Here is a 19933-nt window from a genome sequence, read left to right as displayed (position 1 = left end):
CGGGCGTCGGCTAGACTCGTCGGCGTACCTCGGGGTGTGGCGCAGCTTGGTAGCGCGCGTCGTTCGGGACGACGAGGTCGCAGGTTCAAATCCTGTCACCCCGACGCTGTCCAGGGGCCGCCGCGAGGCGGCCCCTGGTGCGTTCCGGTGCCGGGGACAATGGACGGGTGACCGCCCAGCCCACCGTCCCCGCCCTGCCTCCCGAGGTCACCGCCCGCTGGCAGGCCCGCTTCCGCGCCCCCCGGGTGAGCCTGCCCGACTGGGCGCTGCAGGCCCCGCACCGCAGCCTGTACTCCTCCGACGTCAGCGGCGTCGTCGAGCAGTACGCCTGGGACCGCGGCACCGACGTCCACCGGCAGGCCACCGACCGGCCCAACGGCACGCTGATCGGCACGCTCAGCCCGGACGGCGAGACGATCTGGTGGTTCGCCGACACCGACGGCGACGAGTTCGGCGTCTGGATGACCCAGCCCTTCGCCGGCGGGGAGGACCGGGTCGCCGTCCCCGAGGTGGGTCCGGCCTACCCGGCGGGGCTGGAGGTCGGGTCGTCGGTGGTGGTGGTCGGCCGGTCCACCGACGACGGCTCCGAGCTGTGGCTGGCCCCGGCCGGCGGCACGCCGCGGGTGGTGTACCGACACGCGGACCCGGCCTCGGTCGACGCGCTCACCCACGACGAGGACCTGCTGGTCGTCTCGCACTCCGAGCACGGCGACCCGCGCTACCCGGCGCTGCGGGTGCTGCGGACCGCCACCACGACCGAGGACGCCCCCGACGTCGTCGCGGAGAAGTGGGACGGCGAGGGCCGCGGGCTGCACGCACTGGAGTTCGCCCCGCTCCCCGGCGACCGGCGGCTGCTGGTCGGTCACGAGCGCCGCGGCCGCGAGGAGCTGCTGGTCTGGGACGTCGGCACCGACACCGAGACCGAGGTCGTCCTGGACCTGCCCGGTGACGTGACCGCCGGCTGGTACCCCGACGGCTCGGCGCTGCTGGTCGGCCACGACCACGCCGCGCGCAGCGAGCTGTACCGCTACGACCTGACCACCGGCGCGCTGGAGCAGCTGGACACCCCGCGCGGCGTCGTCCGCGGGGCCACCGCCCGCCCGGACGGCACCGTGGAGCTGGCCTGGTCCAACGCCGAGCGGCCCCCGGTGGTCCGCCGCGCCGACGGGCCGGTGGTGCTCGCCGCGCCCGGTGCGGAGCCGCCGGCGGCCTACCCGGTCGAGGACCGCTGGGTGCCCGGCCCGGGCGGCGACGTGCACGCCCTGGTGGTGCGCCCGGCCGGGGAGCCGCCGTACGCCACGGCCTTCCTGGTGCACGGCGGGCCGGAGGCCGCCGACGACGACTCCTACCGCGCCCGCCGGGCGGCCTACGTGGACGCCGGGTACGCGGTCGTGCACGTGAACTACCGCGGGTCGACCGGCTACGGGTCCGCGTGGCGGGACGCGCTCACCGGCCGGCCCGGGCTCACCGAGCTCGAGGACGTCGCGGCGGTGTACGACGCGCTGGTGGAGGAGGGCTTCCTCGACCCGGCGCGGGCGCTCATCTCGGGCGGGTCGTGGGGCGGCTTCCTCACCCTGCTGGGCCTGGGCACCCAGCCCGGGCGCTGGGCCGCCGGCATCGCCGAGGTGCCGGTGGCGGACTACCTGGCCGCCTACGAGGACGAGATGGAGGGCTTGCGCGCCTACGACCGGGCGCTGTTCGGCGGCTCACCCGACGAGGTGCGCGACGTCTACCTGCGCTCCTCGCCGATCACCTACGTCGAGCAGGTGCGCGCGCCGGTACTGGTGGTGGCCGGCGCCAACGACCCGCGCTGCCCGATCCGGCAGATCGACAACTACCTGGCCCGGCTGACCGAGCTGGACCGGCCGCACGAGGTGTACCGCTTCGACGCCGGCCACGGCTCGCTGGTCATCGAGGAGACCATCCGCCAGGTGGAGGTCGCCCTCGCCTTCGCGCTCCGCCACGTGACGCCCTGACCGGAGTGTGGGAGTGCAGGTTTCCTGCACTCCCACACTCCGGTCAGCGGGACGCGGCGATGAGCTCGGCGATCTGCACGGTGTTGAGCGCCGCGCCCTTGCGCAGGTTGTCGTTGCTGACGAACAGCGCCAGCCCGCGCCCGCCGTCGACACCCGGGTCGGTCCGGATGCGGCCGACGTAGCTGGGGTCGCGCCCGGCGGCCTGCAGCGGCGTCGGGACGTCGGACAGCTCCACCCCCGGCGCGGACGAGAGCAGCTCGGTCGCCCGCTCGACGGTGAGCTCGCGCGCGAACTCCACGTTCAGCGACAGCGAGTGCCCGGTGAAGACCGGCACCCGCACGCAGGTGCCCGACACCCGCAGGTCGGGGATGCCCAGGATCTTGCGGCTCTCGTTGCGGAGCTTCTGCTCCTCGTCGGTCTCGGCCGACCCGTCGTCGACCAGCGAGCCGGCCATCGGCAGCACGTTGAACGCGATCGGGCGGACGTACTTCACCGACTCCGGGAAGGCGACGGCCGCGCCGTCGTGGGTCAGCTCGGCGGCCTTGTCGACGACCGCCCTGACCTGGCCGTCGAGCTCCTCGACACCGGCCAGCCCGCTGCCGGAGACCGCCTGGTAGGTGCTGGCCACGATGCGCACCAGCTGCGCCTCGTCGTGCAGCGGCTTGAGCACCGGCATCGCGGCCATCGTGGTGCAGTTCGGGTTGGCGACGATGCCCGTGCGCACCTCGGCCAGGGCGTGCGGGTTGACCTCGGCGACGACCAGCGGGACGTCGGGGTCGCGGCGGAACGCCGAGCTGTTGTCGATCACGGTGACACCGGCCGCGGCGAACCGCGGCGCCTGCACCCGCGAGGTCGCTGCGCCCGCGGAGAACAGGGCGACGTCCAGGCCGGCCGGGTCGGCGGTGGCGGCGTCCTCCACCACGATCTCGCCGTCGCCCCAGGGCAGGGTGCTGCCGGCGGACCGGGCGGAGGCGAAGAAGCGCAGCTCGCTCATCGGGAAGCGGCGCTCGGCGAGGACCTGCCGCATGACCGCGCCCACCTGACCGGTGGCGCCCACGATGCCGACCCGCAGCCCGTCGCTGGAGCCCTGCCCGCTCGACAGCGTGCTCATCGTCCCGTCCCTCCGTAGACGACCGCCTCGGCCTCCTCGGTGCCGAGGTCGAAGGCGTCGTGCACCGCGCGGACGGCGACGTCCACGTCGGTGTCCCGGCACACCACGGAGATGCGGATCTCCGAGGTGCTGATCAGCTCCAGGTTGACCCCCGCGTCGGCCAGCGCGCCGAAGAAGCGCGCCGACACGCCGGGGTGCGAGCGCATGCCCGCACCGACCAGCGACACCTTGCCGATGTGCTGGTCGAAGGTGACGTCGGTGTAGCCGACGGTGTGCTTGACCTGCTCCAGCGCCGCGAGGGCGGCCGGGCCGTCGCTCTTGGGCAGCGTGAAGGAGATGTCGGCGAGCTTGCTGGCCGCCGCCGACACGTTCTGCACGATCATGTCGATGTTGACCTCGGCCTCGGCCAGCACGCGGAAGAGCTGGGCGGCCTCACCTGGCCGGTCGGGCACCCCGAAGACGGTGATCTTGCCCTCGGAGCGGTCGTGCGCGACGCCGGTGATGATGGCCTGTTCCACCGTGAGGTCCTCCATCGAGCCGGTCACCGTGGTGCCGGGGAGCTGGGAGTAGGAGCTGCGGACGTGCACCGGGATGCCGTAGCGGCGGGCGTACTCGACGCAGCGCAGCACGAGCACCTTGGCCCCGGAGGCGGCGAGCTCGAGCATCTCCTCGTAGGTCACCGTCTCCAGCCGCCGGGCGTTGGGCACGATCCGCGGGTCGGCGGTGAACACCCCGTCGACGTCGGTGTAGATCTCGCACACGTCGGCCCGCAGCGCCGCGGCGACGGCGACGGCGGTCGTGTCCGACCCGCCGCGGCCCAGCGTGGTGACGTCCTTGGTGTCCTGGCTGACGCCCTGGAAGCCGGCGACGATGACGATCGCGCCGTCGTCGAGGGCCTCCCGCAGCCGCCCGGGCGTGACGTCGATGATCCGCGCCCGGCCGTGGCTGGAGGTGGTGATCACCCCGGCCTGCGATCCGGTGAAGGACCGGGCCTCGTACCCGTGGGTGTTGATGGCGATGGCCAGCAGGGCCATGGAGATGCGCTCGCCCGCGGTGAGCAGCATGTCTAGCTCGCGGCCGGGCGGCTCGTCGGTGATCTGCGCGGCCTGGTCCAGCAGCTCGTCGGTGGTGTCACCCATCGCCGAGACCACGACCACGACGTCGTCGCCGGCCTCCTTCGCCGCCACGATCCGCTCGGCGACGCGTTTCACGTGCGCGGCGGAGGCGACGGACGAGCCGCCGTACTTCTGGACGACGAGGGCCACGGGGCACGAGGTTACCGACGTCCCCCGGGGCGGCCGTGGTTGCGTCCCCGGGGGCAGGACGTTGTGATCACCCGGTGGACGACGCGGAGCGCTGGCTGCTGACGGCCGAGGAGCGCGGCAACCCGGCGTCCGACCTGCCCGCGTACACCGAGGGCAACCACGCCGAACCGCTCGTGCACGGCGTGACCTACTTCGACCGGCTGGTGGAGTGCGTGCAGGTCCTCGACGAGGGCGACCACCTGTTCTTCACCGACTGGCGCGGCGACCCCGACGAGGAGCTGCGCCCGGGCGGGCCGACGGTCGCCCAGCTGTTCACCGAGGCGGTGCGCCGCGGGGTCACCGTGCGCGGTCTGGTGTGGCGGTCGCACACCGACTGGATGTCGTTCAGCAAGGAGGCCAACCGCGCCCTCGACGCCGAGGTCGAGGACGGCGGCGGGATGGTCATCCTCGACCAGCGGGTGCGCCGCGGCGGCAGCCACCACCAGAAGCTGGTCGTGCTCCGCCACGACCAGGACGCCACCCGGGACGTCGCCTTCGTCGGCGGCATCGACCTGTGCCACAGCCGCCGCGACGACGCCGACCACGGGGGCGACCCGCAGGCGGTGCCGATGGCCGCGGAGTACGGGCCGACCCCGCCCTGGCACGACGTGCAGCTGGAGATCCGCGGACCGGCCGTCGGCGTCCTGGACACCGTCTTCCGCGAGCGGTGGGACGACCCCACCAGTCCCGACTCGCACAACCCGCTGGCCTGGGTGCGCGACCGCATCCGCGGGGCCGACCTCGTCGCCGAGCCCCTGCCGCCGCAGCTGCCCGCTCCCCCGCCGGCCGGGCCGCACCTGGTGCAGTCGCTGCGGACCTACCCCGCCCTCCGGCCCGGGTACGACTTTGCCCCGCGCGGGGAGCGCTCGGTGGCCCGCGGCTACTCCAAGGCGATCACCCGGGCGCGCCGGCTGGTCTACCTGGAGGACCAGTACATGTGGTCCGGCGAGGTGGCCCGGCTCTTCGCCGAGGCGCTGCGGGACAACCCGGACCTGCACCTGGTCGTCGTGGTGCCCCGGGTGCCCGACCAGGAGGGCACCTTCGCGGTGACGCCGCAGTACGTCGGGCGGTGGCAGGCCATCGAGATGTGCCGCCGGGCCGGGACCGACCGCGTGCACGTCTTCGACGTGGAGAACCACCGGGGGACGCCGGTATACGTGCACGCCAAGGTGTGCGTGGTGGACGACGTGTGGGCCAGCGTCGGCAGCGACAACTTCAACCGGCGCTCCTGGACGCACGACAGCGAGTTGTCCTCCGCGGTGCTGGACAGCACGCGGGACCCGCGCGAGCCCCGGGACCCGACCGGCGCCGGGGACGGGGCCCGGGTCTTCGCCCGCGACCTGCGGCTGCGACTGGCCCGCGAGCACCTGGACCGGGCCGCCGACGGCAGCGAGGACGACGACCTGCTCGACCCGGGGGCGTTCGTGGCCGCGCTGGACGCGAGCGCAGCGGCCCTGGACGCCTGGCACGACGGTGGCCGCCGCGGCCCCCGGCCACCCGGGCGGCTGCGCCCGCACACCCCCGAGCGGCTGTCCCGCCGGGACCGGGTCTGGGCCACGCCGGTCTACCGGCTGCTGGTCGACCCCGACGGCCGCTCGCTGGGCATGCGGCTGCGCGGCGACTTCTGACCCGCCCGGGCCCGACCGGCACCACCGCTGACGCCCCGGGAGCCGCGGGCCGCCCCGGGAGCCGCGGACCCACCCACCCGGTGTCCCCTCCCGGGAGCTCGTGCTCTGCCCAGCACCGTGGGCAGAGCACGAAGGGCGGCCGGCCATCTACCACCTCCGGCAGCTCGTGCTCTGCCCAGCACTGTGGGCAGAGCACGAGCTTCCCCAGGTGGACACGCCGACCCCCGCGCGCCGCCACCGGCCCGGATGCTCGGGCGGTGACCGACGACCAGCTCAGCGGCCTGGTGCGCCGCATCCGCCGGGTCGCCGACCTCTCCCAGCGGGAGCTCGCGGCCCGGGTCGGCGTGTCGAAGTCCGCCGTCGCGGCAGTCGAGAGCGGCCGCTCGGGGATGGACGCGCGGGTCCTGGCACGGGCCGCGGAGCTGGCCGGGCTGCGGCTGGCGCTGCTGGACGCCGAGGGCCGGGAGGCGGCCGGCATGGACGCCGACGCGGTCCGCGACGAGGGCGGCCGGTTCTACCCCGCCCACCTCGACACCCGCCACGGCGACGACCGGTGGTGGTACGCGCTCGGGCAGCACGGCCGCGACCCCCAGGACCCCTGGTACACCTTCGACCGCCGCCGCGACCTGCGCGACGCCGTCCGGCGGGTGCAGGGCACACCGGAGGACCACCAGCGGCCGCAGCCCGGCGACTCCCCCCGGGAACGGGCCGAGGCCCGGCTGGACGCGCGCTGGCTGGCCGTCGCCCGGGAGCGGCGGCGGCGGTTCCTGGCCGGGGAGTCCCGGGACGTCGAGGACGGCTAGACCTGCGCCTGTCCCGGGGCGTGCGACGAGGTCGACGACGGCTCGGGTCCGCCACGGCACGCCGCCGGCTGCCCGTGTGGCTGCGACCTCGGCTGACGCGCTGCTACGGTGACCGTGTGCGCGGCAGCCTCCTGCTTACCCGCCGCGGCGAGGCCCTCTCCTAGGTCGGCCCCCTCGCCGCGGGATCCCGCCGTGACCGAGAGCGTCCCCGGCGCCTGCTGACCGCCCCCACCGGAGCTGCGTCCAGCCCGCGCCCAGAGGAGCCCGAACCCGTGAGCAGGAACCCCGAGCACCCGCACGCCCGCCACCCGCAGCAGCCCTCGCGGATGCCCGTGCACCGCTACGCGCCCGTCACCCCCGTCGACCTGCCCGACCGCACCTGGCCGGACGTCGTCACCACGGCCGCGCCGCGCTGGTGCGCCGTGGACCTGCGCGACGGCAACCAGGCGCTGATCGACCCGATGACGCCCGACCGCAAGCGGCGGATGTTCGAGCTGCTGGTCCGCATGGGCTACAAGGAGATCGAGGTCGGCTTCCCGGCGGCCAGCCAGACCGACTTCGACTTCGTCCGCCAGCTCGTCGAGGACGACCTGGTCCCCGACGACGTCACCATCCAGGTGCTCACCCAGGCCCGCGACGAGCTGATCGAGCGCACCTTCGAGTCCCTGCGCGGCGCTCGGCAGGCGATCGTGCACCTCTACAACTCCACCTCCACGCTGCAGCGGCGGGTGGTGTTCGGCTCCGACCGGGCCGGCATCGTCGACATCGCCGTCCACGGCGCACAGGTGGTGCACAAGCTCACCGAGCAGATGGGCGACACCGAGATCCGCTACGAGTACAGCCCGGAGTCCTTCACCGGCACCGAGCTGGACTTCGCCGTCGAGGTCTGCAACGCGGTCACCGACGTCTGGGAGCCCACGCCGGACCGGCCGACGATCATCAACCTGCCCGCCACCGTCGAGATGGCGGAGCCGACGGTGTACGCCGACCAGATCGAGTGGATGCACCGCAACCTGGGCCGCCGGGACTCCCTGGTGCTGTCCCTGCACCCGCACAACGACCGCGGCACCGCCGTCGCCGCCGCCGAGCTGGGTCACCGCGCCGGCGCCGACCGCATCGAGGGCTGCCTGTTCGGCAACGGCGAGCGCACCGGCAACGTCGACCTGGTCACCCTGGGCCTGAACCTGTTCAGCCAGGGCATCGACCCGCAGATCGACTTCTCCGACATCGACGAGATCCGCCGCACCGTCGAGTACTGCAACCAGCTGGGCGTGCACGAGCGGCACCCCTACGGCGGCGACCTGGTCTACACCGCGTTCTCCGGCTCCCACCAGGACGCGATCAACAAGGGCTTCACGGCGCTGGCGGCCGACGCGCGGGCCGCGGGTGAGCCGGTCGCCGAGGTGCCCTGGGCGGTGCCCTACCTGCCCATCGACCCCAAGGACGTCGGCCGCAGCTACGAGGCGGTCATCCGGGTCAACAGCCAGTCGGGCAAGGGCGGCGTCGCCTACGTCATGAAGACCGAGAACCACCTCGACCTGCCGCGCCGGCTGCAGATCGAGTTCTCCGCCGTCGTGCAGCGGCACACCGACGACGAGGGCGGCGAGGTCACCGCCGCGCAGATGTGGGCGGCGTTCAGCAACGAGTACCTGCCCGACCCCGACGCCCCGTGGGGCCGGTTCTCCCTGGCCGGCCACCGGCACCGCACCGGGGACAAGGCCCACGGCGACTCCCTCGACGAGATGGTGGTCGAACTGGTCGACGGCGGCGTCCCGATGACCGTGCAGGGCCGCGGCAACGGCCCGATCGCCGCGTTCGTCGACGCACTGCGCTCGGTGGACGTGGACGTGCGCGTGCTCGACTACGCCGAGCACGCCATGTCCGCCGGTGGGGACGCCCGCGCCGCGGCCTACGTCGAGTGCGCCGTCGGCGACCGCGTGCTGTGGGGCGTGGGCATCGACCCGAACATCGTCACCGCGTCGCTGCGCGCCGTCGTCTCGGCGGTCAACCGCGCCCAGCGCTAGCCGCACCGGGTGGGGCGTCGCCGGGCTCGTCCCCGCGGTGGTGCTCGTCCTGGTGGCCCGTGCCGCCGAACTCGTCGACCAGCAGCAGGTCGCGGCGGACGTGCCGGCGGCGGTAGGCCACCCGGCTGACCAGGTGCGCGCTGACCGGCGCGGTCAGCAGCTGGAAGGCCGCCACGAGCAGCAGCATCCACGCGTTGGCCCAGCCCTCCAGCCGGATGGCGGCCCCGACCATGATCAGCAGCACGCCGAGCACCTGGGGCTTGGTGCCGGCGTGCATCCGCGTCAGCACGTCGGGGAAGCGCACCAGGCCCAGCCCGGCGGTCAGGCAGAAGAACGCACCGGCCAGCAGGCAGGCGAGGGCGACGACGTCGGCGAACCCGTTCACGACCGGCCCTGCCCCTCCTCGGCCGCCACCGGCCGGCCGACGTCCCGGCCGTCGCCGGTGCCCGAGCGCAGCATCATCCCGCCGACGTAGCGGGCGACCGACACCGACCCGACGAAGGCCAGCAGCGAGACCACGACCAGCACCGGCACCAGCGTCGGGTCCCGCACCAGCGCGGCGTGCACCGCCAGGCCGGCCGCGATGATGACCAGCAGGGTGTCGGTGGCGACCACCCGGTCCAGCAGCGAGGGCCCGCGCGCCAGCCGGACCAGCGCCAGCAGCGCTCCCCCGCCGATCAGCGCGTACAGCGCGACCTCCACCACGATCACGGCGCCTGCACCCGATCCTCCCGCCGCTCGATGGCTGCCAGGTCGTCGGCCGAGCCGAACGCCCGGACCAGCCGCTCCTCGACGACCAGCACGTGCGCCTTCTTCCGCCGGACGTCGTCCAGGTCGCGCGCGGGCAGCACGTGCAGGGTCATCACCCGCTGCTCCCGGTCCAGGTCGAGCACCAGCGACCCGGGTACCAGCGAGATCGCCTCGGCGACCATGGTCAGCAGCAGGTCGGAGTCCACGCGCAGCTGGACCCGCAGGATGGCCGTGCTGGACACCCCGCCGGGCCGCAGCGCCTGCCAGGCCACCTGCGCGCCGGAGACGACCAGCTCGACCAGGAAGTGACCGAGGAAGACCAGCAGCGGCAGCGGGCGCACGCGGGCACCGCCGACCACCGGCGGCAGTGGCAGCACCGTCAGCACGACGAGCGCCACCAGCACGCCGGAGAGCAGGTTCGCCCAGGACGGCGTGCCCCACAGCAGCATCCACACCACGACCAGCCAGACGACCAGCGGGAGCTGGTGGCGCAGCCGGGTGGCGGCCGGTTCGACGGTCACGGGATCGGCTCCGTCCCGAACACCGAGGTGACGTAGGGCGAGCGGTCCAGGAGGTCGCCCGAGGCCCGGTCGGCCAGCCCGTACAGCGGCCCGGCCAGCCCGGTGAGGGCCACGGTGAGGGAGACCAGGGCCACGGTGGCACCCACCATCGTCCGGGGCAGCGGGCGCAGCGCCCGGGTCGCCGCCGCGGCCGGCGGCAGGTCCGGCCGGCTGGCCGTGGCCACCGCCGTGTGCCGGCGCCACGCGTCCTGCAGGGGGGTGCGCGGCCCGTCGGAGGGTGTCGCGCCGTCGCCGGACGGCCGCCGTCGGGACGTCGCGTCGGCGACCGCGGCCGCGGCGGTGTCCTCGGCCGGGGGCTGGCTGGGGGACCGCCAGAAGGCGCGGATCCAGACGCGGGCGACCGCCAGCAGCGTGAGCAGGCTGGTCAGCACCCCGCCGGCCACCAGGGTGAACGCCCCCGGGCTGCCGTCGGCGACGCCGGCCTGCAGCAGTCCCAGCTTGCCGATGAAGCCCGACATCGGGGGGATGCCGGCGAGGTTCAGCGCGGGCACCAGGAACAGCACCGCCAGCAGCGGGGAGCGCCGGGCCAGGCCGCCGAGGCGGTCCACCGACGTCGTCCCGCCCTGGCGCTCCACCAGCCCGGCGACGAGGAACAGCGTGGTCTGGATGGCGATGTGGTGGGTGACGTAGAAGACCGCGCCGGCCAGCCCGGCCGCCGTCCCCAGGGCGATGCCGAACACCATGTAGCCGATGTGGCTGACCAGGGTGAACGACAGCATCCGGCGCAGGTCGCTCTGCGCCACCGCCCCGAGGATGCCGATGAGCATGGTCGCCAGCGCCGCCCACAGCAGCAGGTCGTCCAGCGCGCCGTCCGGGAACAGCAGCGTCTGCGTCCGGATGATCGCGTACACGCCGACCTTGGTGAGCAGGCCGGCGAACACGGCGGTGACCGGCGCGGGGGCGGTCGGGTAGCTGTCGGGCAGCCAGGCCGACAGCGGGAAGACCGCGGCCTTGATGCCGAAGGCGATGAGCAGCATCGACTGCAGCAGCACCTGCAGGCCGTCGGGCAGCTCGCCCAGCCGCACCGCCAGCTGGGCCATGTTCACCGTGCCCGTGGCGGCGTAGACCAGGCCGATCGCGGCGAGGAACACCAGGGAGCTGGTCAGGCTCACGACGATGTAGGTGACGCCGCCGCGGATGCGCGCCGCGGTGCCGCCGAGGGTGAGCAGCACGTAGGAGGCCATCAGCAGGATCTCGAAGCCGACGTAGAGGTTGAACAGGTCGCCGGCGAGGAAGGCGTTGCCCACGCCCGCGATCAGCACCAGGAACGTCGGGTGGAAGATAGACACCGGGGTGCCCTCGTCCCCGTCGGCGGAGCCCTGCCCGACGGCGAAGACCAGGACGCCGAGCGCCACGGTCGAGGCGACCACCAGCATCAGCGCCGACAGCCGGTCGACGACCAGCACGATGCCCAGCGGCACCGGCCAGCCGCCGACCGACACCGAGGCGGCACCCTCGGCGTCGGCGACGAACAGCAGGGCCACCGAGACGGCGAGCACCGCGACGAGCACGGTCGTGCTCAGGGCGCGCTGTACCCCCGGGTGCCCGGAGACCAGCAGCGCCCCGGCCGCCCCCAGCAGCGGGAGCAGCACCGGCAGCGGCGCGAGGACGTCGATCACCGGGCACCCGCGGGCAGGTCGACGTCGTCGGCCGGCACCCCGCCGTCGGCGGCCAGGGTGTCGACGTGCATGGCCGCGCGGTCCTCCGGGGACAGGTCGTCGGGGTCGACCTCGTCGGCGTCGGTGGCCCGGCCGGCGGCGACCCGGCGGTCCTCCTCGTCCAGCCCCACGGCCTCGTTGCGGGCCAGCCGCCAGGAGCGGTGGATGATCGCCAGCAGGAACGCCGAGACGCCGAAGGTGATCACGATCGCGGTGAGGACCAGGGCCTGCGGCAGCGGGTCGTTGATCTGCTCGGGGTCGGAGTAGCCGAGGATCGGCGCCAGGCCCGCCGGCCCGCCGCTGGAGAGCAGCAGCAGGTTGGTGGCGTTGCCCAGCAGCACGAAGCCGAGCAGGACCCGGGTCAGGCTGCGGTCCAGCAGCAGGTAGACCCCCGCTGCGTAGAGCCCGCCGATCATCAGCGGCAGCACGATCGTCGGGGTCATCGCAGCACCGTCTCCCCGGGGGTCAGCTCGATCGGGTCCTCCTGGTCCTCCTGGCGGTCCAGCTCCGCACCCAGGCTGCGCAGCACGTCCAGCACCAGCCCCACGACGATCAGGTAGACGCCGACGTCGAAGAACAGCGAGGTCACCAGCTTGACGTCGCCGAGCACCGGCAGGGTGGTCTGCACGATCGCCGTCTGCAGCACCGCGGCCCCCGCCAGCAGGCCGGCGACGCCGGTGCCGCCGGCGAACAGCAGCCCGCCGCCCAGCAGCAGGCCCGGCGCGACCGGGGCGGCCTCACCCAGCTCGTAGCGCCCGCCGGCCAGGTACCGCAGCACCAGCGCGAGACCGGCGACCAGCCCACCGGCGAACCCGCCGCCGGGCTCGTTGTGGCCGGAGAAGAGCAGGTAGAGGGAGAACACCATGATGGTGTGGAACAGCAGCCGGGTGACCACCTCGAGCACGACCGAGCGCCGGCCGGGCTCCAGCGTGACCGTGGCGGCCAGCCAGCGGTTGCGGGGCGCGCGCCGGCCGGGCTGCGGCTCGTCCAGGGCGGAGCGCGGGACGCGGTCCACGCCGCCGGTGCGCCGCCGGAGGAAGACCAGGCTGGCCACGCCGGTCGCGGCGACGACCAGCAGGGCGATCTCCCCGAGGGTGTCCCAGGCGCGGATGTCGACCAGGGTCACGTTGACGATGTTCTTGCCGCCGCCGACCTCGTACGCCGGCCCGGGCCAGGCCTCCGACACCGGCGTCGCGGTGCGCGCCGAGAGCGCCACGGCCCCGGCGGCGGCCATGAACACCCCGGTGGCGACCGCGATCGCCCCGCGGACGGCACGCTCGCGCGGCCGGTGCCGCTCGGAGATGTCCTTGGGCAGCTTGCGCAGCACCAGGACGAACACGACCAGGGTGAGGGTCTCCACCAGGAACTGGGTGAGCGCGAGGTCGGGGGCGCCCTGCAGCGCGAACACCACGGCGCTGCCGTAGCCGGTCACCCCGACGACCAGCACCGCGGACAGCCGCTGGCGGATGCGCAGCGCCAGCACCGCGGCGGTGACCACGACCAGGCCGACGATCGCCTGCACCGGGGTGTCCCAGGCCCGCCACTGGTCCGGCCAGGGCGCGCGGGTGATGAGCAGCGTCCCGGACAGCGCCAGCAGGGTGACCAGGATGGTGCCCAGGTAGGCCGGCAGGGAGCCGCGCTGGGTGGTGCCGGTGACCAGCACGGAGAGCCGGTCGACACCCTGCAGGACGTTCCAGTAGCCCTCGTCGGCGGAGGCCCCGACGGCCACCCGCCGCTGCAGGACCTGCACCCGCCCGCGGACGGCGAACAGCGCGGCCCCGCCGAGGAGCGTCAGCGCGGACAGCAGCAGCGCCGGCTGCCAACCGTGCCACAGCGCCAGGTGCTCCGCCTCCGGGGCCAGCAGCGGCAGCGTCTCGGCGTAGGCGGCGACCACCGGGTCCAGCAGCGGGCTGGCCGGCCCGAGGAGCAACCCGGTCAGCGCGAGGACGACCGGGGCGGTGAGCAACAGCGGCCCCGGCGGGTGCTCGGGCTCGGTGTCCTCGACGCCGGGCTTGCGGGCGAAGGCGCCCCAGACGAAGCGGGCCGTGTAGGCGGCGGTGAGCACCGAGCCCGCGACCAGGCCGGTGAGGACGACGACGGCCGCGGTCCGGTCGGGCAGCCCGCCGTCCAGCAGGGCGGTGAACGCCGCCTCCTTGCCCACGAAGCCCAGCAGCGGCGGCAGTCCGGCCATGGACGCCGCGGCGGCGGTGCCGGTGGCCGCGAGGACCGGCAGCCGGCGGCCGAGGCCGGACAGCCGGCGCAGGTCGCGGGTGCCCGTGGCGTGGTCGATGACGCCGACGGTGAGGAACAGCGTGGACTTGAACAGCGCGTGGGCCACCGTCATGGCCAGCGCGGCCGACGCCAGCTCGTAGCTGCCCGCGCCGGCGAGCGTCACCAGGAAGCCCAGCTGGCTGACCGTGCCGAAGGCCAGCAGCAGCTTGAGGTCCCGCTGGCGCAGCGCGCGGTACCCGCCGACGAGCATGGTGGCCACGCCCAGCCCGAGCACGGCGGGCCGCCAGCCGGGGACGTCGGCCAGCCCCGGTGCCAGGCGGGCGACCAGGTAGACGCCGGCCTTCACCATCGCCGCGGCGTGCAGGTAGGCGCTGACCGGGGTCGGGGCCTCCATGGCCGCGGGCAGCCAGAAGTGGAACGGGACCAGCGCGGACTTGGTCACCGCCCCGACCAGCACCAGCGCGGCACCCCACACCATGGCGGTGCCGCTGCCCGGGTCGGCGACGACCTCCGACAGCAGGAACGAGCCGCTGGCCTGGCCGACGAGGATGAGCCCGACCAGCATGGCCAGCCCGCCGGCGGTGGTGAGGACGAGCGCCTGCGCGGCCGCCCGCCGCGCGGCCAGCCGCCGCCCCGACCCGCCGATGAGCAGGAAGGAGAAGACGGTGGTGAGCTCCCAGAACACGTAGAGCAGCAGCAGGTCGTCGGCGAGGACGAGCCCGAGCATGGAGCCGGCGAAGGCGGTCAGGCAGCCGGCGAACCGGCCGGTGTCCTCGTCGCCGCAGTCGAGGTAGCGGGCGCAGTAGACGAACACCAGCGCGCCCACCCCGGTGACCAGGGCGGCGAAGGTGAGCGACAGCGCGTCCAGGCGCAGCGCGACGTCCAGCTGCAGCGCCGGCACCCACGGCACCGTCTCTCGCGGCTCCTGGCCGCCGAGCACCGCGCCCACCCGGGACAGCACCCAGGCGAAGGCGGCGGCGGGGACCAGCGCGAGGACCAGCAGGGCCTGCCGCCCCCACCACCGCACGAGCACGGGCGCCAGCAGCGCGGCGAGCACGTGGAGGGACAGCAGAGCGAGCACGTGTCTCCGGGAGTCGCAGGGCGCGGGGACACCGGACGTCGGTCGGGCGACGGCCGGCGCGGTGATCAGTCTACCCGGCAGGCCCGGTGGGCCCGGCCTCGTCGCTGGGGCCCGCCCCTCACCGGCCGGGCCGGACCAGCCCGGACTCGTAGGCGAAGGCCACCGCCTGCACGCGGTCGCGCAGGCCCAGCTTGAGCAGCACCCGGCTGACGTGGGTCTTCACCGTCGCCTCGCCGAGGAACAGCCGGGCGGCGATCTCGGCGTTGGACAGCCCGGCGGCCACCAGCGCGAGCACGTCGGTCTCCCGCTCGGTCAGCCGGGCCAGCGCCCCGACCCGCTCCGGGTCCGGCGCCGGCGCCGCGGCGACGGTCTCGATGACCCGCAGGGTGACCGCCGGGTCGAGCAGGCCGTGCCCGGCGGCGACGGTGCGGACGGCGGCGACCAGGTCCTCCGGCGGGGCCACCTTGAGCAGGAAGCCGCTGACCCCGGCCCGCAGGGCAGCGGCCAGGTACTCGTCCTCGTCGAAGGTGGTCAGCACGACGACCCGGGTCGGCAGGTCCGCGGCGGCGATCCGCCGGGCCGCCTCGAGCCCGTCCACGCCCGGCATGCGGACGTCGAGCAGCACGACGTCCGGCCGCTGCTCGGTCACCACCCGGACGCCGGCGGCCCCGTCGGCGGCCTCGCCGACCACCTCGATGTCGGGCTCGGCGGCCAGCACCATGCGCAACCCGGTGCGCACCATCGCCTGGTCGTCGACGAGCACCACCCGGATGGTCACGCCACCGCCCCCGCCGGGGTGCTCGGGACGGCCACCGGGAAGGTGGCGCGGACCCGGTAGCCGCCCCCGCGCACCGGCCCGACCTCCAGCCGCCCACCGGCGACGGCGACCCGCTCGCGCATGTGCAGCTGCCCGTGCCCGCCGGCGCCGGTCGGCGGCGGCGCCGGGACGCGGGGGCGGCCGTCGTCGGTCACCGTGACCGTCACCGCCCCCGGCTCGTACCGGACCTCCACCCGCGTCGCGGCGGCACCGGCGTGCCGGACCACGTTGGACAGCGCCTCCTGCACCACCCGGACGGCGGAGACGTCGACCAGCTGCGGCAGCTCGACCGGCTCCCCCGTGACGGTCAGCTCCACCGGCATGCCCGCCGTCCGCAGCTCGTCGAGGACGGCGTCGAGCCGGGACAGCGACGGCCGGGGAGCCGGCGCCCCGTCGCGCTGCTCCCTCAGGATTCCGACGACCCGGCGCATCTCGTCGACGGAGTCCCGGCCCAGCCGCTCCAGGCCGAGCAGCACCTCCTGCGCCTCGGGGTGGTCGGGCAGCAGCCGGCGCAGGCCGCCCATCTGCAGCACCATCACGCTCACCGCGTGCGCCACGGAGTCGTGCACCTCGCGGGCGATCCGGGCCCGCTCGGCGGTCGTGGCCGCGGCGGCGACCGCCTCCTGCTGCTCGGCGAGCCGGGCGGCGAGCAGCTGCATCCGCGCGGCGCGCTGCCGCGACTGCGCCACCAGCGCCCCGACGGCGGCGGAGGCACCGACCACGAGCAGGTAGAACACCGCCTCCCACGGGTTGGGCGCGAAGGCGGCGCCCAGCACGGCGGCCAGCGCTCCGGAGACACCGGCCGAGACGACGCCGCGGCGCGGGGGCAGCACGGCGAGGGCGTGGCCGACCAGCAGGCCCATGCCGACCAGCTGGGCGCCGCCAGGGCCGGGGGCGCCCCCCGCGAGGTTGACCAGGACGGTGAGGATGCCCAGGACGGGTGCGGTGGCCGACAGCCAGCGGCACAGTGCGACGAGTGCGGCCACCAGCAGTCCGGGGACCAGCAGCGGCCAGTCGCGGCCGGTGAAGTCGTCGACGGACCACTCGAAGACCGAGAGAGCCCCCATGAGGGCGCCCACGGCCGGCCAGAACAGGCGGCGCGCGCTCGGGGAGGCGGTCCAGCGGGGCACGACGCGCACGCTAGGCGCCGCGCGGGGCGCCGGGCATCCCCCGCGCGGCCGAACGGCCGCCCGTGTCGTTCCGCCGCAGGACGGAGCCAGGTCGGTGCGGCACGACGGACGCCCAGGTCGAGGGCGGGTTCCTAGCGTTCCGGCCATGACGACCGAACTCCAGACCCCGTCCACCACGACTCCGGCGCCGGGCCGCCGCTCCGCCGGCTCGCTGCTGCTCCCGATCGCCGGGGGCGCCCTGGTCCTCGGCTCGGTGCTCTTCGTCGCCGGCATGGTGACCTCACCGCCGCAGGACTCGATGGCCGACGCCGACTACATCGCCTCCCTCGCCCGCGACGAGGCGCGGACCACCCTGTCGGCGTTGCTGCTGCACTACGGCACGATGCTGACCGGCCTGGCCTGGCTGGCGGCGCCCGCGCTGGTGCGCGGCCGTCGCGGCGCGGGCCTGGCCGTCGCGGGGGCGCTGATGGCCGCGCTGGGCATGGTCACCGTCGCCGGGAACGTGCTCTTCGACTTCTGGACCGGCGCCGTCGGGCGGCTGCTCGAGGCGAGCACCGCGGAGGCGGTGTTCGCCGACGTCCACGGTTCCGCGGCGATGGCCGTGGTCGGCACCGTGACGCTGCTCGGCCTGGTCGGTCCGCTGGTCGGTTACGCCGGCCTGGCCCGGGCGGGCGTGATCAGCTGGTGGCTGCTGGCCCCCGCGGTCGTCTCGCTCGTGCTGGCGACTGTGCTGACCTTCTCCCCGCTGCTGTACGGCGGGCTCATGCTGCTGGGCGCCGTCCCGGCGGTCGTGGTCGGCCTGCGGCTGCTCCAGCGCAACCGCGCGGAGGCCGCCGTCGCCGCGTGACCCCCGGCGACCCTCCCCCGCGCGACGCTCGTGCTCTGCCCACCACGGTGGGCAGAGCACGAGCGTCCGCGGGGAGAGGTGGCCTCCAGGGAGGGCCGGCCGCGACCCGGGCGGGGCCCGCTCAGCCCTCGGCGACCTCGGCGGCTTCGAGCCAGTCGCTCTCCACCTGCTCCTTCTCGGCCAGCACCGTGCGCAGCCGCGCGTCCAGCTCGCCGACCCGGACGTGGTCGGTCGCCGCCGCGGCCAGCTCGCCGTGCAGCCGCTCCTCGTCGGCGGTGAGCTTCTCCAGCCGCCGCTCCAGCCGCGCGGCCTCCTTGCGGGCTGCCCGCACGTCCCCGGACGAACGCGCGGGGGCCGAGGGGGCGGCAGCAGGTGCCGCCGTGGACGTCACCGAGGGCAGCGCCGCCTCCCCCGCGGCGCGGCGGGTCAGGTACTCCTCGACCCCGCCGGGCAGGGCCGCCAGCGAGCCGTCGCCCATGAGCGCGACCACGGAGTCGCACACCCGGTCGACGAAGTACCGGTCGTGGCTGACCACCAGCACGGTGCCGGGGAAGCCGTCGAGCAGGTCCTCCAGCGCGGTCAGCGTGTCGATGTCCAGGTCGTTCGTCGGCTCGTCGAGCAGCAGCACGTTCGGCTCGCTCATCAGCAGCCGCAGCAGCTGCAGCCGCCGCCGCTCGCCGCCGGAGAGGTCGCCCACCGGCGTCCACTGCCGCGACGCCGGGAAGCCGAACCGCTCGGCCAGGGACGACGCGGAGATCTCCTGGTTCCCGATGCGGGCGATCCGGGCGACCTCCTGCACCGCCTCCAGCACCCGCAGCCGGCCCGGCAGCTCGGTGACGTGCTGGGAGAGGTAGGCCGGCGCCACGGTCTGCCCGCGCACCACCCGGCCGCGGTCGGGCTCGCTCTCGCCGACCAGCAGCCGCAGGAGCGAGGTCTTGCCCGCCCCGTTGACGCCGACGACGCCGATCCGGTCACCCGGGCCGGCGTGCCAGCTCAGGTCCCGGAACAGGGTGCGGGGGCCGTCGTCCGTGGGCACCGCGTAGGTGACGTCCTCCACGTCGTAGACGGTCCTGCCGAGGCGGCGGGCGGCGAAGCCGGCCAGCGCCATCTGGTCCCGCGCGGGGGGTTCGTCGGCGATGAGCGCCTGGGCGGCCTCGATCCGGAACCTCGGCTTGCTGGTGCGCGCGGGCGGGCCGCGGCGCAGCCAGGCCAGTTCCTTGCGGACCAGGTTGAGGCGGCGCTCCTCGCCGGCCGCCGCGATCCGGGCGCGCTCGGCGCGGGCCAGCGTGTAGGCGGCGTAGCCCCCCTCGTAGGCGTGCACCCGGCCGTCGGCGACCTCCCACGTCTGCGTGCACACCTCGTCGAGGAACCACCGGTCGTGGGTCACGACCACCAGCGCGCCGACCCGCTCCCGCACGTAGCCGGCCAGCCAGGCCACGCCCTCGACGTCGAGGTGGTTGGTCGGCTCGTCGAGCACCAGCAGGTCCAGCGGCCGGACGAGCTGCGCGGCCAGCGCGACCCGGCGCCGCTCGCCGCCGGACATCGGCGCGACCGGGCTGTCCAGGCCCAGCCGGTCCAGTTCCAGGCCGGTGAGCACGCTGCGCACGGCCGGGTCGGCGGCCCACTCGTGCTCGGCGGCGAACAGGCTGGCGGGCAGGACGACGTCCCGCACCGTCGCACCGGGCGGCAGGGTGCCGGACTGGTCGAGGACGCCGACGGCCAGGTCGCCGCGCCGGGTGACCCGGCCGGAGTCGGGCTCCTCACCGCCGGTCAGGACGCCGAGCAGCGTGGACTTCCCGCTGCCGTTGCGCCCCACCACGCCGATGCGCTCGCCTGCGGCGATGCCGAGGGAGACGTCGTCGAGCAGGACGGTGGTGCCGTGTGCCTTGTGCACCCGCTCGAGGTTGACCAGGTTGACGGGTGCGCTCATCAGCTCCGAGTATCCGCCCGGCGCGTCCGGCCGCGGCAGGCGCCCGCGACCGGTGCCGGGG

The 19933-nt window shown here is 75.1% G+C and carries 16 protein-coding genes and 1 tRNA gene; 6 read left to right on the top strand and 11 right to left on the bottom strand.

The features are described from left to right. Nucleotides 1-30: 30 nt before the first annotated feature. Together RTG05_RS02320 and RTG05_RS02315 are read left to right on the top strand one after the other, a co-directional pair. Nucleotides 31-104, top strand: a tRNA-Pro gene (locus tag RTG05_RS02320). Nucleotides 105-167: 63 nt separating this feature from the next. Further along, nucleotides 168-1976: a S9 family peptidase gene (locus RTG05_RS02315; RefSeq protein ID WP_166527290.1), complete on the top strand. Its 1809-nt coding sequence runs from the start codon at nucleotides 168-170 to the stop codon at nucleotides 1974-1976. Between the two features lie 43 nt (nucleotides 1977-2019). Here the strand turns inward: RTG05_RS02315 and RTG05_RS02310 are convergent, their stop codons facing one another. Together RTG05_RS02310 and RTG05_RS02305 are read right to left on the bottom strand one after the other, a co-directional pair. After that, nucleotides 2020-3087: an aspartate-semialdehyde dehydrogenase gene (locus tag RTG05_RS02310; protein ID WP_166527289.1), complete on the bottom strand. Its 1068-nt coding sequence runs from the start codon at nucleotides 3085-3087 to the stop codon at nucleotides 2020-2022. Next, the gene (locus tag RTG05_RS02305) at nucleotides 3084-4352 is read right to left on the bottom strand and encodes an aspartate kinase (RefSeq protein ID WP_166527288.1); all 1269 of its coding nucleotides are present in this window, start codon (nucleotides 4350-4352) and stop codon (nucleotides 3084-3086) included. The genes RTG05_RS02310 and RTG05_RS02305 overlap by 4 nt, the downstream gene beginning before the upstream one ends. Before the next feature lie 74 nt (nucleotides 4353-4426). Between RTG05_RS02305 and RTG05_RS02300 the strand changes: the two genes are divergently transcribed. The 3 genes from RTG05_RS02300 (at nucleotide 4427) to leuA (ending at nucleotide 8846) form a co-directional block, all read left to right on the top strand. Continuing rightward, entirely contained in the window at nucleotides 4427-6019 is a 1593-nt protein-coding gene (locus tag RTG05_RS02300; RefSeq protein ID WP_166527287.1) for a phospholipase D family protein, read from the top strand. Between the two features lie 257 nt (nucleotides 6020-6276). Then, nucleotides 6277-6822, top strand: coding sequence for a helix-turn-helix domain-containing protein (locus RTG05_RS02295; protein ID WP_166527286.1), 546 nt, complete (start codon nucleotides 6277-6279; stop codon nucleotides 6820-6822). Between the two features lie 272 nt (nucleotides 6823-7094). Next, the gene (leuA, locus tag RTG05_RS02290) at nucleotides 7095-8846 is read left to right on the top strand and encodes a 2-isopropylmalate synthase (protein ID WP_315912245.1); all 1752 of its coding nucleotides are present in this window, start codon (nucleotides 7095-7097) and stop codon (nucleotides 8844-8846) included. On the opposite strand, the gene mnhG is transcribed toward leuA, so the two are convergent. From mnhG to RTG05_RS02250, 8 genes are all read right to left on the bottom strand, one after another. Continuing rightward, complete coding sequence (gene mnhG, locus RTG05_RS02285; RefSeq protein ID WP_166527285.1) at nucleotides 8827-9231, bottom strand: monovalent cation/H(+) antiporter subunit G; 405 nt, start codon at nucleotides 9229-9231, stop codon at nucleotides 8827-8829. The two genes, leuA and mnhG, sit on opposite strands and share 20 nt — an antisense overlap. Then, nucleotides 9228-9557, bottom strand: coding sequence for an MrpF/PhaF family protein (locus RTG05_RS02280; protein ID WP_166527284.1), 330 nt, complete (start codon nucleotides 9555-9557; stop codon nucleotides 9228-9230). The genes mnhG and RTG05_RS02280 overlap by 4 nt, the downstream gene beginning before the upstream one ends. Next, a complete protein-coding gene (locus RTG05_RS02275) occupies nucleotides 9554-10117 on the bottom strand; it encodes a Na+/H+ antiporter subunit E (RefSeq protein ID WP_166527283.1) in 564 nt (187 codons plus the stop codon). The genes RTG05_RS02280 and RTG05_RS02275 overlap by 4 nt, the downstream gene beginning before the upstream one ends. Beyond that, nucleotides 10114-11796: a Na+/H+ antiporter subunit D gene (locus RTG05_RS02270; RefSeq protein WP_315912244.1), complete on the bottom strand. Its 1683-nt coding sequence runs from the start codon at nucleotides 11794-11796 to the stop codon at nucleotides 10114-10116. Before RTG05_RS02270 ends, RTG05_RS02275 begins: the two co-directional genes overlap by 4 nt. Next, complete coding sequence (locus RTG05_RS02265) at nucleotides 11793-12278, bottom strand: Na(+)/H(+) antiporter subunit C (RefSeq protein ID WP_166527282.1); 486 nt, start codon at nucleotides 12276-12278, stop codon at nucleotides 11793-11795. The genes RTG05_RS02270 and RTG05_RS02265 overlap by 4 nt, the downstream gene beginning before the upstream one ends. Continuing rightward, nucleotides 12275-15148: a Na+/H+ antiporter subunit A gene (locus RTG05_RS02260; RefSeq protein ID WP_166527281.1), complete on the bottom strand. Its 2874-nt coding sequence runs from the start codon at nucleotides 15146-15148 to the stop codon at nucleotides 12275-12277. Before RTG05_RS02260 ends, RTG05_RS02265 begins: the two co-directional genes overlap by 4 nt. 118 nt (nucleotides 15149-15266) lie before the next feature. Then, nucleotides 15267-15926, bottom strand: coding sequence for a response regulator (locus tag RTG05_RS02255; RefSeq protein ID WP_166527280.1), 660 nt, complete (start codon nucleotides 15924-15926; stop codon nucleotides 15267-15269). Beyond that, a complete protein-coding gene (locus tag RTG05_RS02250) occupies nucleotides 15923-17095 on the bottom strand; it encodes a sensor histidine kinase (RefSeq protein WP_166527279.1) in 1173 nt (390 codons plus the stop codon). The genes RTG05_RS02255 and RTG05_RS02250 overlap by 4 nt, the downstream gene beginning before the upstream one ends. Before the next feature lie 145 nt (nucleotides 17096-17240). Here RTG05_RS02250 and RTG05_RS02245 point away from each other — a divergent pair, with 145 nt between their 5' ends. Beyond that, on the top strand, nucleotides 17241-17942 hold the full coding sequence (locus tag RTG05_RS02245; RefSeq protein ID WP_166527278.1) for a hypothetical protein: 702 nt from the start codon (nucleotides 17241-17243) through the stop codon (nucleotides 17940-17942). A 121-nt stretch (nucleotides 17943-18063) separates the two neighbouring features. Here RTG05_RS02245 and RTG05_RS02240 read toward each other — a convergent pair whose 3' ends face one another. After that, nucleotides 18064-19872: an ABC-F family ATP-binding cassette domain-containing protein gene (locus RTG05_RS02240; protein WP_166527277.1), complete on the bottom strand. Its 1809-nt coding sequence runs from the start codon at nucleotides 19870-19872 to the stop codon at nucleotides 18064-18066. Nucleotides 19873-19933 lie beyond the last annotated feature (61 nt).

The sequence above is a fragment of the Geodermatophilus sp. DSM 44513 genome (assembly GCF_032460525.1).
Lineage (GTDB): Bacteria > Actinomycetota > Actinomycetes > Mycobacteriales > Geodermatophilaceae > Geodermatophilus.
Note: the sequence above shows the minus strand (reverse complement) of the source record. Positions and strands in the feature narration are given on the sequence as shown.

Coding starts and splice junctions, on each gene's coding strand:
- RTG05_RS02310 (WP_166527289.1), bottom strand. CDS start 3,087: ATGAGCACGCTGTCGAGCGGGCAGGGCTCCAGCGACGGGCTGCGGGTC.
- RTG05_RS02265 (WP_166527282.1), bottom strand. CDS start 12,278: ATGACCCCGACGATCGTGCTGCCGCTGATGATCGGCGGGCTCTACGCA.
- RTG05_RS02245 (WP_166527278.1), top strand. CDS start 17,241: ATGACGACCGAACTCCAGACCCCGTCCACCACGACTCCGGCGCCGGGC.
- RTG05_RS02240 (WP_166527277.1), bottom strand. CDS start 19,872: ATGAGCGCACCCGTCAACCTGGTCAACCTCGAGCGGGTGCACAAGGCA.